A 16,266-nucleotide genomic window follows, 5' to 3' on the forward strand; every position below is an offset into this window, starting at 1 on the left:
TTAATCGTAGGTATAAAACCCGCGTCCCGCTTTTTTGCCAACCCAGCCGGCTTTTACATATTTCCGGAGCAACGGGCACGGCCGGTATTTGTCATCGCCAAAGCCTTCGTGCAAAATTTCCATAACCGACAAGCATGTGTCGAGCCCGATAAAATCAGCGAGCTGAATCGGTCCCATCGGATGATTCATGCCAAGCTTCATGACGTCATCAATTGCTTCTTTCGTCGCCACACCTTCATATAGCGTATAGATGGCTTCGTTAATCATTGGCATTAAAATGCGGTTTGAAACAAAACCAGGAAAGTCATTTACTTCAACCGGCACCTTGCCGATCGCTCTGGTGACTTCCTCTATTTTTTTATATACTTCATCTGATGTAGCAAGTCCGCGAATAATTTCAACAAGCTTCATCACCGGCACCGGGTTCATAAAATGCATGCCGATTACTTTTTCCGGACGATCGGTTGCCGCCGCAATTTCTGTAATAGGCATCGATGATGTGTTCGAAGCGAGAATCGTATGATCCGGCGTAATTTCATCCAGCTGGGCAAAAATCTCCCGTTTTACATTCATTTTTTCAACGACTGCTTCGATGACGATATCGACGCCCGATGCATCGTACAATGTGGCCGATCGCCGAATTTTTGTGAACACATCTTTTTTTTCATTTTCATTTATACGCTGTTTTTCCACTTGGCGGGCAAGGTTTTTTTCAATCTTGTTTATGCCTTTATCAAGATTAGCTTCGTCAATGTCATAAAGAAGCACATCATAGCCGGCCTGCGCGCATACTTGTGCAATGCCCGTACCCATCTGTCCGGCGCCGATAACCATTATTTTTTTTACTTTCAAACGTGCCGTCCTCCTTTTGGAACAGGAAACTAGGAAACATGATGCCGCTTCCCGTTACTTTTTATGAGGCACTTAATTCTTGCTGCGTGCCTAAAATTGATTTCTCTAAAATTTCTGCCACATCATATGTGGCGACGGACTCTTCTACTTCTTTTGCTTTCGTTCCGTCACTGAGCATTGTTAGGCAGAACGGGCAGCCGGAGCTGATCACTGACGGCGCAACGGCAAGTGCCTGCTCGGTACGTGCAACATTTATCCGATGGCCCGTATCTTCTTCCATCCACATCATGCCGCCGCCTGCGCCGCAGCACATGGCGTCCTGGCGGTTTCGTTTCATCTCTACCAGTTCGACCCCTGGAATAGCTTTTAGGATTTCACGCGGCGGATCGTACACGTCGTTGTAGCGGCCGAGATAGCACGAGTCGTGAAACGTGATCGTTTCGTTTACAGCATGCACCGGCTTCAGTTTTCCTTCTTTCACTAGTGTATCTAATAATTCGGTATGATGGTACACGTCTGCTGTAAAACCAAAGTCCGGATATTCCTTTTTGAAAATATTGTACGCATGCGGATCGATTGTGACGATTTTTTTTACATCGTTTTTTTCGAATTCCGCGATGTTCGCAGCCGCCAGCTCCTGAAATAAAAATTCGTTGCCCAGCCGGCGCGGTGTGTCGCCAGAGTTTTTTTCTTTGTTGCCGAGAATCGCAAAGGAGACGCCGGCTTCATTCATCAGCCTTGCAAATGACAGAGCAATTTTTTGACTGCGGCTGTCAAACGCCCCCATAGAACCGACCCAGAATAAGTATTCCGGCTCTTCGCCCACTTTTTGCGCTTCCTTCATAGTCAGAATATGGACATCATCGCGCAGTTCGCGCCATTTTTCTTTATCTTTCCGATTTAATCCCCATGGATTGCCCTGCCGCTCTATATTTTGCATCGCGCGCTGCGCATCCGGATTCATTTTCCCTTCTGTCAGCACGAGGTAGCGGCGCATGTCAATAATTTTGTCCACGTGCTCATTCATGACCGGGCACTGGTCTTCACAGTTACGGCACGTCGTACATGCCCAAATCTCTTCTTCTGTAATGACGTCGCCGATCATTTGCGGACTGTATGGATCAATCCCTCTGGCAATTTTGTTTCCCTGCGTATCCGCAAACGCAAAAGCCGGCACCCACGGCTGCTGGGAGGTGACCGCTGCACCGGTAAACGTCAAATGATCGCGCAGCTTCACGATCAAATCCATCGGTGACAGCATCTTTCCTGTTCCGGTTGCCGGACACATATTCGTGCAGCGTCCACATTCCACACATGCATAAAAATCAATCATTTGTGTCTGCGTAAAGTCTTCAATTTTTCCCGCGCCAAACGATTCCTGCGTTTCGTCTTCAAAATCAATTTTGCGGAGTGTACCCGCTTTGTTCAACCGATGAAAATACGTGTTCACTGGTCCTGCGATCAAGTGTGCGTGCTTCGACTGCGGCACATATACAAGGAATGTGAGCAGGACGAATAAATGAATCCACCACATCACATAAAACAATCCAATGACAACTGGCTTTGAGAGGCCGGCGAAAATAAGCGCAATAACAGATGCGACCGGTTCTGACCAGCCCAAATGAACCGTTTCCTCGTGCCAGATGAGCGACATCCCATTGCCGACTAACACTGACACCATAAGCGAGCCGATAAAAATGAGAACAAGTCCGCTTTTCCAGCCGCGCTTTAGGCGGACAAGCTTTTCAATATAACGGCGGTAAAACGCCCATATGACCGCAATGAGAATCATCAACGTCACAAGTTCCTGGAAAAAGGTGAAGGGTCCATAAAGCGGGCCGAGCGGCAAATGCGCTCCCGGTACGATCCCTTTTATAATAAAGTCTAGCGCCCCAAGCTGAACAAGCAAAAAGCCATAGAAAAACATGACGTGAATCGCACCGCTTTTTTTGTCTTTTAATAGTTTTTTCTGACCGAAAACGTTGACTATAATATTTCGGATTCGCTCATCCTTTTTCCGATCAAACTCTTCTTTTTTGCCAAGCTTAATGAATTCATAGCGTGTTTTTAATAGATATACGAATAAGCAACCTGCGTAAGCGATTACAAAAAGTGCAGCAATTAAATTTATCCATAACAACCCGTTCATACCGTGCACATCCTTTCCCATTAATCCCCTTTGATTTCTTCTATCGTAATATATGAATGAGCATTCAGTCAATATTTTTTATGGCATTCTCGAAAAATGTATATGCAGTCATATCGTTCATATATTTGATGCATAAAAAAGCTGCCTGGCTTTCGCCGGGCAGCTAAAAAAATTTATTACATTGTTTCAGGTGCGGAAACACCAATCAATTTCAATGCATTTTTCAATGTAATCTGCACCGCCTGAACGAGTGCAAGACGTGCGTTTGATACGTCTTCATTTTCTTTATCAACGACTTTGTGCACGCCGTAGAAGCTGTGGAACCCAGCCGCAAGCTCATGAACGTAGTTTGTAATTCGGTGCGGAATGCGCTTGTCTGCTGCTTCAGCTACGACTTGCGGGAAGTCTCCGATTTTTTTCAGCAAATCAATTTCTTTTTCAGATGTTAATAATGCAACATTTGCTTCTGGCGATGCCTTTAAGCCTTGCTCGGCCGCCTGGCGCAAAATACTTGAAATACGGGTATAAGCATATTGTGAATAATAAACAGGGTTTTCATTTGATTGCGATACAGCAAGATCTAAGTCAAAGTCCATATGTGTGTCGCCGCTGCGCATCGCGAAAAAATAACGAACGGCGTCTAAACCGACTTCTTCGACAAGCTCACGCATCGTTACAGCTTTCCCTGTCCGTTTACTCATCTTCATTTTTTCTCCGTCTTTATACAGCTGCACCATCTGGATAATTTCCACTTCCAGCTGATCCGGCTTCATACCAAGTGCTTCGACCGCCGCTTTCATACGAGGGATGTAGCCGTGATGGTCAGCACCCCAAATATTGATGACTTTTTGGAAGCCGCGTTCGAATTTATCGCGGTGATAAGCGATATCTGGTGTTAAGTATGTGTAAGATCCATCCTGCTTGCGAAGAACGCGATCTTTGTCGTCACCGAACGTTGTTGAACGGAACCAAAGTGCACCATCTTCTTCAAATGAATGACCCTTTTCATCGAGTGCTTTGAGTGCTTCGTCAATTTTACCGTTTTCATAAAGGGATGTTTCAGAGAACCAGACGTCAAAGTTTACGCGGAAATCCGCTAAATCTTTTTGCAGCTTGGCAAATTCGAGCTTTAAGCCATGCGCGCGGAATGTTTTATAGCGCTCTTCTTCTGGCATTTTCGCAAATTCATCGCCAAATTCATCGACGAGCTCTTTCCCGATGTTAATAATGTCTTTTCCGTGGTAGCCGGCTTCCGGCATCGCTTTTTCCTCGCCAAGCGCCTGGAAGTAACGCGCTTCAACGGACAGCGCCAAATTATGAATCTGATTACCGGCGTCATTAATGTAATATTCACGTGTGACGTCATAGCCGGCTGCATCAAGCACATTACACAATGAATCACCGACAGATGCGCCGCGGGCATGGCCAAGGTGCAAGTCGCCGGTTGGGTTGGCAGAAACAAACTCGACCTGAATTTTTTGATTTTGTCCGGCATTCGACTTCCCGTACTCATCGCCTGCTTTCAATACTGCCGGGATGAGGTCTGTTAAATAGCTGTTGTTCATGTAAAAGTTAATAAAACCCGGACCGGCAATGCCTATTTTTTCAACCGAGCCTTTTGACAAATCCATGTTTTTTTGAATCGCTTCGGCAATTTGACGCGGCGCTTTTTTCGCGATACGCGCAAGCTGCATCGCCATGTTTGTTGAATAATCGCCATGTGATTTGTCTTTCGGTGTTTCGAGTAGGACGGCCGGAATTTCACTTTCTGCGGCAAGCCCCGCTTTCAGGACAGCTGCTTTAATTTCTTCTTTCAGCTGTGCCTGCATTTGTTCTGCAATGTTCACAAGTTTTCCTCCAGTTCATAATGAATGTTCATCGTATATGTGCCGACTGCGTCGCCCTGCATGAGCAGCTTGTAAACTAATTCTGCCTGCCCGGTGCCCGCATCGCTCGTGTTATGCGTAAAGGCTTGCGTATCCGTTGTAACAAGCAGGGTGCCGTACTGACTTTCGTATGAGCCGTTTAATTGCTGGCCTCTTTCAAAAATCATCCGCATTTTCAGCGCACCGCTCCGCAAGATAAGCGCATTTTCATCTGCCAGCTTTACAATCGTATGCACAACGCCTTCATCCTGCACTTCATCGTATTTTAAAAAGGTCGAGCCATCTTTTTTAAACAGCCGTCCGAACAGCGATAATTCAAATGTCTCACGTTCCCCTTCGTGCGCCACATCCGTCTTCACCCAGATTTTCACCGGCATCTGCTCATCTGTCACGCCGAATCACTTCCTTGTTTTAATGTGTGTATATTTTAACACAGAAACGACGAAGGCTGAACTCAGTTTTTCGTCAGCACCAAATTTGATCGTGGGCAATTCCTATTTTCCATGACTAATCTACTGTGATCGTCAGCAATTCCCGCTTTTCGTGACCAATCCGCTGCGGACGCGAGAAAAAAGCGTCCGGCTGAAAACCGGACACTTCATTCATTAAAAGAAACCAAGCAGCATTTCACGAATCAGCTTTGATGCTGTGTTAGCTGTTTGCTCAGAGTTATCATAAATTGGCGCGACTTCAACGAGATCGGCACCGATCACGTTTACGTCAGAACCGGCGATCGCATGAATCGATGCCAAAAGCTCTTTTGACGTAATCCCGCCGCAGTCCACGGTCCCTGTACCAGGCGCGTGCGCCGGGTCAAGCACATCGATGTCAATTGTGACGTATACAGAACGTCCCGCAAGTGTTGGCAGGATTTCTTTCAGCGGCTCGAGCACTTCAAACTTCGAAATGTGCATGCCGTTTTCTTTTGCCCACTGGAATTCTTCCTTCATGCCGGAGCGAATGCCGAACGAGTAAACATTTTTAGGTCCGATATGCCCAGCGATTTTACGGATAGGCGTAGAGTGCGACAATGGCTCGCCTTCATACTCCTCACGTAAATCCGTGTGTGCGTCAAAATGAATGATGGCGAGATCATCATATTTTTTAGCCGCTGCTTTCATAACTGGCCACGATACTAAGTGCTCACCGCCCATGCCAAGCGGTTTTTTCCCAGCCTCAAGCAAGCTGTCAATGTAGTCTTCAATGATATCAAGGCTTTTCTGCGCATTGCCAAACGGCAATGGAATATCACCGGCGTCAAAATACGCCACTTCATGCAGCTCGCGGTCTAAATACGCGCTGTACTCTTCAAGCCCGATTGATACTTCACGAATACGGGCAGGGCCGAAACGCGAGCCCGGACGGTAGCTGACCGTCCAGTCCATCGGCATGCCGTACAGCACAACATCGCTATCTTCAAATGAAGTTTGTGTTCCGATAAATACATTTCCTGAATACGCTTCGTCAAATCTCATCTTATGTTAAATCCTGCACGAATTTTGGCAGCGCGAATGACGCTTTGTGCAGCTCTTTTGTGTAGTACTTCGTTTCAATTTCATGGAAACGGCCGTCTTCTACTGCAAGCGGATCATATTTTTTCGAGCCGATTGTAAAGCACCAAAGGCCGCTCGGGTACGTTGGGATATTTGCTGTGTAAAGACGCGTAATCGGAAAAATTTCTTTCACGTCTGACTGCACCTGACGGATTAGATCTGCTTTAAACCAAGGATTATCACATTGAGCGACAAAAATGCCATCTTGTTTTAATGCTTTTGAAATGCCGGCATAGAAGCCTTTTGTAAACAAATTAACCGCCGGGCCGACCGGTTCTGTTGAATCCACCATGATCACATCATATTCATTTTCAGATTCTGCGATATGCATAAATCCATCACCGACTTTTACTTCTACACGCGGATCCTCAAGATCGCCTGCGATTTCCGGCAAGTATACTTTTGAATATTCGATGACTTTCCCATCGATTTCGGCAAGTGTCGCTTTTTTCACAGACGGATGCTTGAGCACTTCGCGAATAACGCCGCCGTCACCACCCCCTACAACAAGAACGTTTTCCGGGTTCGGGTGCGTGAACAATGGCACATGTGCAACCATTTCATGATAGACAAATTCATCGCGCTTGCTTGTCATTACCATGCCGTCTAAAAACAGCATGTTGCCCCACTCTTCTGTTTCGACCATTTCTAAATATTGAAAATCGGTTTGCTCTGTATGCAAAGTACGCTTCACTTTCATCGTGATGCCGTAGCTGCCTGTCTGCTTTTCCGTGTACCATAATTCACTCATTTTTACTGCCTCCTTGTTCCTTTAAGGATTACAAATGCCGCTTCGTGCGACTCTAAAAAAAAAGTATAGAACAATTTGATGAAAAAGCATAGTGATTTTGTGATAAGACGTTTAAAAAACCACCATTTTTTTCATACTAACAAAAGAAAAGCGCAAGGCGGCCGTTCAGGCCTGGCAGACGTAAGACGGACCAGCAGGGTGGCGCTCTTTGCCACACAGCTGTGACGGCTTATGACCGAAGGACTGGCCGCCTGGAGCTGGACAATGCTCAGAAATATACACTTTCTCATTTTTAGAAAAAGGAGGATATGCCGCATGAAAAAGTGGATCATCGCGATACTCGTTTTGGTCACCAGTGCTATTCTTGTCTTTTTTTACGCGTTATATGCCGCTGGACCGCCGGATGTAACGGTGCCGCGCTCCACTTTGTTTTATGCGGCAGATGGAACGAAAACAGCCGAAACGCATACAGGTGAAAAACGCTATTGGGTGAAGCTTGATCACATTGCCCCGTCTGCGATCGATGCCGTCATTTCCATCGAAGATAAGCAGTTTTATCACCATTTTGGTCTGGATCCGAAACGGATTGCCGGAGCCGCACTGGCAGACATAAAAGCGATGGCAAAAGTGCAGGGGGCAAGCACGATTACGCAGCAATATGCGCGGAATGTCTTTTTAACACATGATAAAACGTGGGCACGCAAGCTGAAAGAAGCGTGGCAGGCGCTGCGGATTGAAGCCTTTTATTCAAAAGACGAGATTTTGGAAGGCTATTTAAATACCGTATATTTCGGCCATGGCGCGTATGGCATTGAAGCGGCGTCCCAATTTTACTTTGACAAGTCCGCTGATGCCTTAACAGCTTCGGAATCGGCACTGCTTGCCGGCATTCCGAAAGGTCCGTCTATTTATTCACCGCTCGCCTCACGTGAAAAATCAGAAGACCGGCGCCGGCTTATTTTGTCCGAAATGAACTTGCCAAAAAACGAGTACGAAGAAGCAATAGCCGAAATTCCGGATGTGACAGGGGCGTTTGCGAACAGCGAAAATGAAGCGCCCTATTTTATCGACGCTGTGAGGAGCGAGCTGGAATCGCTCGGGTTTCGGGAGCAAAGCGGGCTGAAAGTGTACACGACACTTAATCCGTCACATCAGAAAACAGCTAATGAAGCAGTAGCGGAAGGCATTGCAGATGGTTCATCCGTTCAGGCGGCACTTGTTTCAATCGATCCTGACACCCATTATGTAACAGCCCTGTCCGGCGGGCGGGATTACACCGAAAGTCCGTTTAACCGAGCCGTTCAAGCCTTCAGGCAGCCTGGCTCTTTAATGAAACCTTTTTTGTACTACGAAGCGCTTGAAAATGGGTTCACACCCGTGACAAAACGAAAAAGCGAACCGACAACGTTTAACGCGGCGTACTCACCGAAAAATTTTAACAGCCAATACGCGGAGCGGGGCGTGACGATGGCAGAGGCGCTTGCCGTATCCGATAATATTTACGCGGTGAAAACAAATATGCTGCTGGAGCCGGAAACACTTGTCAAAACGATGAAGCAATTTGGTGTTACATCCGAGCTGGAAGCTGTCCCATCCCTCGCACTCGGCACATCAGGTATGACGGCTCTTGAAACAGCCAACGCATATGCCACGATCGCCTCAGGCGGCACGTATGGGAAGCCGGTTTTTATTACAAAAGTGGAAAGCACAGACGGAACCGTGCTTTACCGATACAAAAAACGTCATGAACAGCGGTTTGACGAAAAAAAAATCGCCGTGCTGACGCGGTTAATGACCGGTATGTTTGACGAAACAATGAGTGATTATGCAACGCCGACCGGCGCGGCGATGGCGGGTGCCCTGACGCGTCCATATGCCGGGAAATCCGGGTCAACCCCGTACGACTACTGGATGGCCGGATTTACTCCTTCTCTTACCTCTGTCGTCTGGACCGGCTACGATGATGGATCAAAAATTACAAAAATAGAAGACCGTTCACGTGCGAAGGTTATTTGGTCACAGTATATGGAAAAGGTCCACGCGGGACGGCAGCCGGAAGAATTCACGCGGCCGCGCGGATTAATAGAAGTGGAAGTGGATATCATAAGCGGAAAAGCGTGCAACGGCGGGCATAAATTGCTGTTTGAGCGCGGGACCGAACCGAAGGAAGAATGTCAGCAAACAAATGATCATACAGAAGATATGCTATTTCCGGAGCTGCCCGAATGGTTCCGATGACATGCAAAAGCCCGGGGGTGCTGTCCCCCGGGCGATTTGCATGTCCTAGCGTATGCATTTATGCATTGCTTTCAGTTTACTCTTTTTTTGCAGTATCCGGCAACAGAAGAAAGCTAAATTTTGGATTTTTCACATTTTCGTCACATTTAACCCATTTTTCAATTCGTTTGACGAACGTCCCCACATATCCGCGTTATGGCTGACGAGAAAATCATGCAAAATTGTTTTTGAACGATCATCCATCACATCAACGATAATGTGGCGTTTTAACGATTTATCCATCCGGTTCACGTGTTCCGGCAGCGACTTATAACCGCGTCGGATTTCGCGGTTTACCGTCATTTCACACGCTGTCACGCCCGCATAATACGGTCCTTCTTCGTTTCGATCCACTGTCACCCAAACGAGCCAATATAGTTTTGCATCCGGCACTTCTTCTTTTGTTTTTAAAAACTTAATGCCTTTTTCAACCGCACTGCGCGCATGCATCGCACCGATATCAATATGTGCGGACCCATCCTCCACGTCAATAATAACCGGTGACATCTGCTCAAGGCTGAGTGCACTCTTCCCGAATCCTTTATGTCCATCTGTAGGGTCGTTTTTAATAATGTTAAAGCCGACTTTCTTTTTTTGTTCCATCGTTGTTTAGCCCTCCTTACAAAAATGCGCCAAAAATCGTATTGAATCCAGCGAGTACTGCGTTTGTCATCGTGTCCAAAAATGGCCTGATCGTATAATCGCCAAGCGGTGTAATAACCAGAATTAAAAACAGCAGCACGCCGTATTGTTCGTACCGCGTCATTTTTACCCGCAAGTGCGACGGCGCCAAATCTTCTAAAATCCGGTAACCGTCGAGCGGCGGGAACGGCAGCAGGTTAAACACAAACAGGAGAACGTTCAGCCAGACCATCGTTTCAAATAGCTTGAAAACAAATTCATTCGCGTTGCCGCCGATCAAATATAAAATGCCCAATGCGATAAATGCAATTAGAAAGTTGCTGAGCGGCCCCGCAAGCGACACGAGCACACCGGCAAGTTTCGGGTTTTTAAAGTTACGGCGGTTAACCGGCACCGGGCGCGCCCAGCCAAACCCGGCAATTAAAATGAAAAGCGTTCCGATCGGGTCAAGATGGTGAACCGGGTTTAACGTTAGTCTTCCCTGCTTTTTTGCCGTATCATCCCCGAATTTATACGCTGTATATGCGTGTGCGAACTCATGCACCGTAAATGCGACAAGCAGTGCAATAATAACAAACGGCAATTGCTCCAGTCGAAATGCTAAAAATTGTTCCAAAAAGTAATCTCCTTTACTTTCGATATATTTCTAATATATTTCTTATTTTCCGTTTCACCGTCCGATTCGATGATTCATCCCGCAGCAGATCAACCGGGAAATATAATTTGTGATCCGTCCGCCGTTTGCCGGAAATCGCTTCAACAATGTCCGAGCGGCTGGACAATTCCTGCAGTGTTTCATCGTCTTTCATCAATAAATAAATAGGCTGCCGCTCTGATTCAATACCCGGCCGGTAAAAATCGTACGGCAGATCAGACGATGAATCATGGACGAGGTAGTACTCGGGATCAATATCTGCTTTTCGGAATAATTCTTCCAGCTCTGCATACTTTTCCTGCTCCGCCGCTGGATCAAATTCAACGTATTTAAACAAATTCCGGTTCATAAACCGGCTGCACAAATCCCGTAAAATCTCATCATCTTCTTCCTGCCAGACATGAAAATAAAACATGATAACCGACTCGTCAAGATTCACATATTCTTCAAGCGTACAATCCCCGCCAAACAAAGAGATAAAATGAACGGGCTCCTGCCGGAATGAATATCCCTGTTCATACAGCACTTTTGCCCGGTGCAATGTTTTGGACAGCAGTACTTCGGCACTGCGCGTAACCGGGTGAAAATAAATTTGCCAGTACATTTGGTAGCGGCTCATAATGTAGTCCTCTACCGCATGCATGCCGCTCAATTTAAAGACAGCCTGTTCCTCGCGCGGACGGATGACCCGCAAAATGCGCTCCATATCAAAGTGGCCGTAGCTTACGCCCGTGTAATACGCGTCGCGCTGCAGGTAATCCATCCGATCCGCGTCAATCTGGCTCGAAATCAAACTTACAACCAGTTTATTCGGATACGTCTTATTAATGACCGCGGCCACTTTTTCTGGAAAGTCGTCACTCACTTTGGACAGTACCCGGTTAATGTCTGTATCACCAAGTACGATCCGCTTCGTGTATTCTTCGTGATCAAGCCCAAATACTTTTTCAAATGAATGGGAAAACGGGCCGTGGCCAACGTCGTGCAATAGCGCCGCACAAAGACTGACAAGACGTTCTTCCGCATTCCATTCCGGTCTGCCGCGAAAAATATCATCGACAATCCGGCGGACAATTTCATAGACACCGAGAGAATGGTTGAACCGGCTGTGCTCTGCCCCATGAAAAGTGAAGTACGTTGTACCGAGCTGACGAATTCGACGCAGCCGCTGAAACTCTTTCGTGCCGATTAAATCCCAAATCACCACATCCCGCACATGAACGTAGCGATGAACCGGATCTTTAAACACTTTCTCTTCTTTCAACTTCTGCTTCGCGTAGCTCACATATGCGCCCCCATTCTCTTTTTTTGTCCATTATAACGGAAAAATCAATCATTATGGGAAAATTCGCACTGATGGATGCATATACTGCTAGCAAACAGAAAAAAAATCACCTTTTTTCAAAAGAAAAGGTGATTTGGATTATGACTTTAGCTTTTTCACGATTTTTTCCATGAGCTCGTCTTCTGTTAACGCCGCAACGGGTCGGTTATTGACAAACGCAAACGTTTTTTTGCGGCCAGGACCACAATATGATTGGCACTTTATATCAATCGATGCGTCCGAATCTAATTTTTCGAGCTTTGGAATCAATGTTTTCAGATTTACTGCTTGGCAATCATCGCATACGCGAAATTCATTCGCCATGTCAAACATTCCTTTCCGTTCATTCATCACGATATTTTACATGGAAAAAAGCGTGTTTGCAAGCTTACCATGTATAAAACGGCAAATGTCCGGCTATCCTGTCCATAGAGACTATTTTCATAAGGAGAGATGCTAAGATGAAAGTTCGTCAAGATGCTTGGTCAGAAGAAAATGATTTGCTGCTAGCTGAAACGGTTCTTCGCCATGTGCGCGAAGGCAGCACACAGTTGAACGCATTTGAAGAAGTAGGCGATTTGTTAAACAGAACGTCCGCCGCTTGCGGATTTCGCTGGAATGCCGTCGTCCGCACACAATATGAAAAAGCGCTCGGTCTCGCCAAAAAACAGCGAAAACAACGAAACCGAATGATTGAGAAAAAAGTGCTGTATGCCCCTCCTGTTGAAGGAGTCTTAACAATGGCGGATGTCATCGGCTATTTGCAAAGCATTGAGTCAGTTGACACTGTCAAAGCAGAAAACGAGCGGCTGCGCGTCGAAAACGAACAGCTGCAGCACAGGTTGGATAAAATCGAGCAATCTTCTGAAATTATGCAGGAAGACTATGAAACATTGATGAAAATTATGAATCGTGCCCGTAAATTTGTTGCTCTAGATGATGATGAGACACCTGCTGTAACATTTAAAATGGAACGAAACGGCAACCTCGAAAAAGTAGCCGAATAACCCTATGCGAGTGCTTTGTCGTTTCGTTCGATGATCCGCTGCAAATAGCCGTCAAAGATGTCTGCTTCAAACGAATTCATGGAGCCGCCTTCAAGCGGACCACCGAGTTCTTTTAGCGATTGAAGGAAACGGATCATCACGCTCTGGATTGTCAACGGCTCTCCGGTTAGTTCGGCAAGAGACGCCATCACATCCGGCTCGATATTCGGAAAAACCCATTTCGTCTCATTGTTTCGTTTGGCCGCTTCGTAAAACGTACGAATCTCTGCCGCTCTTTCTGATCCACTGCCATTCACACATAAATAGATTTGAACAGCAACGCCTTTTTTCAAGCGGCGCTGTGAAATACCAGCGAATTTCTGTCCGCCAATACTAAGATCATAGCTTCCAGGACAGTAGGAACCGACAATTTCATAGGCATCGATATTGGCCTCTGGAAACATATGGCACATAAGCGTGTACATCGCTTCGTAGCCGCGGTCAATGTCGATGCCTTTTTCCGTATCTGGTATAATAAGCGACAAATTTAGCACGCCATCATCAAGGAGTACCGCCAAGCCTCCCGAATTTCGGACAATGACCCGGTAGCCGGCGTCTTCCAGGACTTTCACGCCGTCTTTTAAATACGGAAGCTTCGTATCTTGAATGCCCAGCACGACCGTATCATGATGCACCCACGCACGTGCAGTTGCCGGGCTGTATCCGGCACCGATTGCTGTTGCCAGCGCATCGTCGGTTGCAAATGAATGAAGCGGGTTAAAGCCAGGTCCATAGGCGGATTGGTCGATAAATCGCCAAACCGGACGGCGTATGAGCGATTCTGATTGATCCATAATTGTTATTCCCCTTCACAAAATGTTCTCTTTCAACTGTAGCTTTCTGACGGGAGCGGTTCAAGCTTTAGGCCTGCTGAGCAGGGCACAAAAGCGTTGCGACGACCCGGATGGTCTAGTCGCGTGAATGCCACAGGACGTGGCAGCTTTGAAGCGCAGCGGGAGGACACCGCGAAGTTAGCTTTTGATCATTTTATGCTATAGTAGAGTCAGAATACAATACATAGGAGATGAATGAAAATGAGTGAAGCAGCAAAAACGCTTGAGGGCTGGTACTGTTTGCATGATTTCCGTTCAATTGACTGGGCATCATGGAAAATGCTGTCGAGTGACGAGCGGGAAAGTGCAATCAGCGAATTCCGCAAGTTTCTTTATAAATTGGAAGCCACACAGGAGTCGAAAGAAGGCAGTCATTCATTTTACAGCGTTGTTGGACAAAAAGCCGATTTCATGCTGATGATTTTGCGCCCGACGATGGCAGAATTGAATGTGATTGAAACCGAATTTAATAAGCTGAAAATTGCCGAGTTTACGACTCCGGCCTATTCTTACGTATCGGTAGTCGAACTTAGCAACTACCTTTCTTCTGACGAAGATCCCTATCAAAATCCACAAATTCGTGCACGTCTGTATCCGGAACTGCCGAAATCAGAATATGTCTGCTTCTACCCGATGGACAAACGCCGCCAAGGAGAAGATAATTGGTATATGCTTCCAATGAAAGAACGTGGTTCCCTCATGCGCAGCCATGGCATGATCGGACGCCAGTATGCCGGCCTCGTTAAGCAGATTATTACCGGTTCTGTCGGATTTGATGATTATGAATGGGGCGTCACGCTTTACGCAGATGACGTACTTCAATTTAAAAAATTAATTTATGAAATGCGTTTCGATGAAGTGAGTGCACGCTACGGCGAATTTGGCTCCTTTTTTGTCGGCAGCTTGCTGACAGACGAAAAATTCGCACAAATGATGCATGTTAATTAACTGTTGAATGAAAACGCGCCCTCACCGGGCGCGTTTTTTGTTTATGCAAGGGCCGTAGACACAAGCACCTTTGAATACGAATCTGCATACTTTACAAAGGGAGGTGTTCATTTGCCTGTTATTGCTTACACAGAAGAAAAGCTTTTAGCCCGGCTGATGCGGTCGGAAGCCGGAGGAGAAGGTCCACTTGGTATGCTGATGGTTGGAAATGTAGGCGTTAACCGAACACGTGCAGACTGTCTTGACTTCAACCAAATTCGTAATTTACAAGACATGGTCTTTCAGTCTCCAGGCGGTTTTGAGGCAACACAAAAGGGATATTTTTGTCAAAGAGCACGTCAGGTAGACATTGATTTGGCATGAAAAGTCGTTAACGGCGGCCGCTATCACCCCGGCATCCAATGCACTCTGGTTTTTTGAGCCTGAAGGACCGTGCCCTGCTCAATGGTATGGTCAGTACAATACCAGCCGATACAAATCACACTGTTTTTACAGTCCACTTGCATCCGTTTGTCCACGTGTATATTAATTAAGGGGGAATAGTAAAGATGAATCCTTACGGTTACATGGCGATGCCCGTTCAGCAGGTACCGATGCCGATGCCTGGTGGTCCAAGACAAGGGCAAGGGCAATATCCACCAGGCATGGGACAGGGTCAAGGGCCGGGTGCGGCTCCCGCTCAGCCTACAATGGAAGAGTCTTATATCGAGAACATTTTCCGCTTGAACCGCGGCAAAATGGTGACGGTATATACTACATTTGAAAACAATAAAGAGTGGAACGCTAAAGTGTTCCGTGGACAAATCGAAGCAGCCGGACGTGACCATTTAATTTTAAGTGAGCCTAACGGCCGGCGCTATCTTATCCCGCTTCTTTATCTGGATTATGCCACATTTGAAGGTGAAGTTGTTTACGAATATCCGTATCACTGATAACAAAAAAGGTGACCCACGTGTTGGGGTCACCTTTTTTGTTACATATTTTTCACAGTAGCAATAATAACCAAAATCCACGCTGCCAAGAATGCGAGCCCGCCGAGCGGCGTGATCGCACCGAGTTTACTAATGGCCGTGACTGCAAGGATAAACAGGCTCCCTGAGAATAAAACGATCCCGGCCATCATAAGCCAGCCCGACCAGTTAAGCGCTGAGCTGCCCGGGAATTGCCCCATTAAAAAACCGACGATCATTAAGCCGATCGCGTGAAACATCTGATATTGAACAGCCGTTTTCCAAATCTCTAAATACTTCGCTTCCACTTTCCCTTCTAGTCCGTGGGCGCCAAATGCACCAAGTGCCACCGCTAAAAAAGCGTTAACCGCTCCTAAAATAATAAATAATTTCATTGTTT

Annotated in this window: 16 protein-coding genes and 1 pseudogene; 5 read left to right on the top strand and 12 right to left on the bottom strand. The window is 46.5% G+C overall.

Annotated elements, in window-relative coordinates; translation table 11 throughout:
• The 6 genes from NLX67_RS03765 to speE all read right to left on the bottom strand — a co-directional run bounded on the left by NLX67_RS03765 (window position 1) and on the right by speE (window position 7,191).
• Window positions 1-852: a 3-hydroxybutyryl-CoA dehydrogenase gene (locus tag NLX67_RS03765; protein WP_046179069.1), complete on the bottom strand. Its 852-nt coding sequence runs from the start codon at window positions 850-852 to the stop codon at window positions 1-3.
• Window positions 853-913: 61 nt separating this feature from the next.
• Window positions 914-3,001, bottom strand: a complete 2,088-nt coding sequence (locus NLX67_RS03770; RefSeq protein ID WP_254310442.1) for a (Fe-S)-binding protein — start codon at window positions 2,999-3,001, stop codon at window positions 914-916.
• Window positions 3,002-3,177: 176 nt separating this feature from the next.
• Entirely contained in the window at window positions 3,178-4,848 is a 1,671-nt protein-coding gene (gene argS, locus NLX67_RS03775; RefSeq protein WP_254310443.1) for an arginine--tRNA ligase, read from the bottom strand.
• The gene (locus NLX67_RS03780) at window positions 4,845-5,279 is read right to left on the bottom strand and encodes a YwiB family protein (protein ID WP_245618033.1); all 435 of its coding nucleotides are present in this window, start codon (window positions 5,277-5,279) and stop codon (window positions 4,845-4,847) included. Before NLX67_RS03780 ends, argS begins: the two co-directional genes overlap by 4 nt.
• A 213-nt stretch (window positions 5,280-5,492) precedes the next feature.
• Window positions 5,493-6,362, bottom strand: a complete 870-nt coding sequence (gene speB, locus NLX67_RS03785) for an agmatinase (protein WP_046179071.1) — start codon at window positions 6,360-6,362, stop codon at window positions 5,493-5,495.
• 1 nt (window position 6,363) lies between these two features.
• Complete coding sequence (speE, locus tag NLX67_RS03790) at window positions 6,364-7,191, bottom strand: polyamine aminopropyltransferase (protein ID WP_254310444.1); 828 nt, start codon at window positions 7,189-7,191, stop codon at window positions 6,364-6,366.
• 315 nt (window positions 7,192-7,506) lie between these two features.
• Here speE and NLX67_RS03795 point away from each other — a divergent pair, with 315 nt between their 5' ends.
• Complete coding sequence (locus NLX67_RS03795; RefSeq protein ID WP_254310445.1) at window positions 7,507-9,429, top strand: transglycosylase domain-containing protein; 1,923 nt, start codon at window positions 7,507-7,509, stop codon at window positions 9,427-9,429.
• 129 nt (window positions 9,430-9,558) lie between these two features.
• Here the strand turns inward: NLX67_RS03795 and NLX67_RS03800 are convergent, their stop codons facing one another.
• The 4 genes from NLX67_RS03800 to NLX67_RS03815 form a co-directional block, all read right to left on the bottom strand.
• Window positions 9,559-10,071: a YwhD family protein gene (locus NLX67_RS03800; RefSeq protein ID WP_254310446.1), complete on the bottom strand. Its 513-nt coding sequence runs from the start codon at window positions 10,069-10,071 to the stop codon at window positions 9,559-9,561.
• A 16-nt stretch (window positions 10,072-10,087) separates the two neighbouring features.
• On the bottom strand, window positions 10,088-10,726 hold the full coding sequence (locus tag NLX67_RS03805) for a site-2 protease family protein (protein WP_254310447.1): 639 nt from the start codon (window positions 10,724-10,726) through the stop codon (window positions 10,088-10,090).
• 13 nt (window positions 10,727-10,739) lie between these two features.
• Window positions 10,740-12,050, bottom strand: a complete 1,311-nt coding sequence (locus NLX67_RS03810; protein WP_046179075.1) for an HD domain-containing protein — start codon at window positions 12,048-12,050, stop codon at window positions 10,740-10,742.
• A 138-nt stretch (window positions 12,051-12,188) separates the two neighbouring features.
• Complete coding sequence (locus NLX67_RS03815; RefSeq protein ID WP_046179076.1) at window positions 12,189-12,413, bottom strand: YuzB family protein; 225 nt, start codon at window positions 12,411-12,413, stop codon at window positions 12,189-12,191.
• A gap of 137 nt (window positions 12,414-12,550) precedes the next feature.
• Between NLX67_RS03815 and NLX67_RS03820 the strand changes: the two genes are divergently transcribed.
• A complete protein-coding gene (locus tag NLX67_RS03820) occupies window positions 12,551-13,096 on the top strand; it encodes an RsfA family transcriptional regulator (protein WP_046179077.1) in 546 nt (181 codons plus the stop codon).
• Window positions 13,097-13,098: 2 nt separating this feature from the next.
• Here NLX67_RS03820 and lipL read toward each other — a convergent pair whose 3' ends face one another.
• Complete coding sequence (gene lipL / locus NLX67_RS03825) at window positions 13,099-13,929, bottom strand: octanoyl-[GcvH]:protein N-octanoyltransferase (protein ID WP_254310448.1); 831 nt, start codon at window positions 13,927-13,929, stop codon at window positions 13,099-13,101.
• 240 nt (window positions 13,930-14,169) lie between these two features.
• On the opposite strand from lipL, the gene hemQ reads away from it, so the two are divergent.
• From hemQ to gerQ, 3 genes and pseudogenes are all read left to right on the top strand, one after another.
• On the top strand, window positions 14,170-14,916 hold the full coding sequence (hemQ, locus tag NLX67_RS03830; protein WP_046179079.1) for a hydrogen peroxide-dependent heme synthase: 747 nt from the start codon (window positions 14,170-14,172) through the stop codon (window positions 14,914-14,916).
• 111 nt (window positions 14,917-15,027) lie between these two features.
• Window positions 15,028-15,445 (top strand): annotated as a pseudogene (locus NLX67_RS03835) (cell wall hydrolase).
• A gap of 19 nt (window positions 15,446-15,464) precedes the next feature.
• Window positions 15,465-15,848, top strand: a complete 384-nt coding sequence (gerQ, locus tag NLX67_RS03840; RefSeq protein WP_046179080.1) for a spore coat protein GerQ — start codon at window positions 15,465-15,467, stop codon at window positions 15,846-15,848.
• Window positions 15,849-15,889: 41 nt separating this feature from the next.
• On the opposite strand, the gene NLX67_RS03845 is transcribed toward gerQ, so the two are convergent.
• Window positions 15,890-16,261, bottom strand: coding sequence for a DUF423 domain-containing protein (locus NLX67_RS03845; RefSeq protein ID WP_254310449.1), 372 nt, complete (start codon window positions 16,259-16,261; stop codon window positions 15,890-15,892).
• Window positions 16,262-16,266: the final 5 nt, after the last annotated feature.

This window comes from Domibacillus sp. A3M-37 (assembly GCF_024213455.1).
Classification (GTDB): Bacteria; Bacillota; Bacilli; order Bacillales; family Domibacillaceae; genus Domibacillus; species Domibacillus tundrae.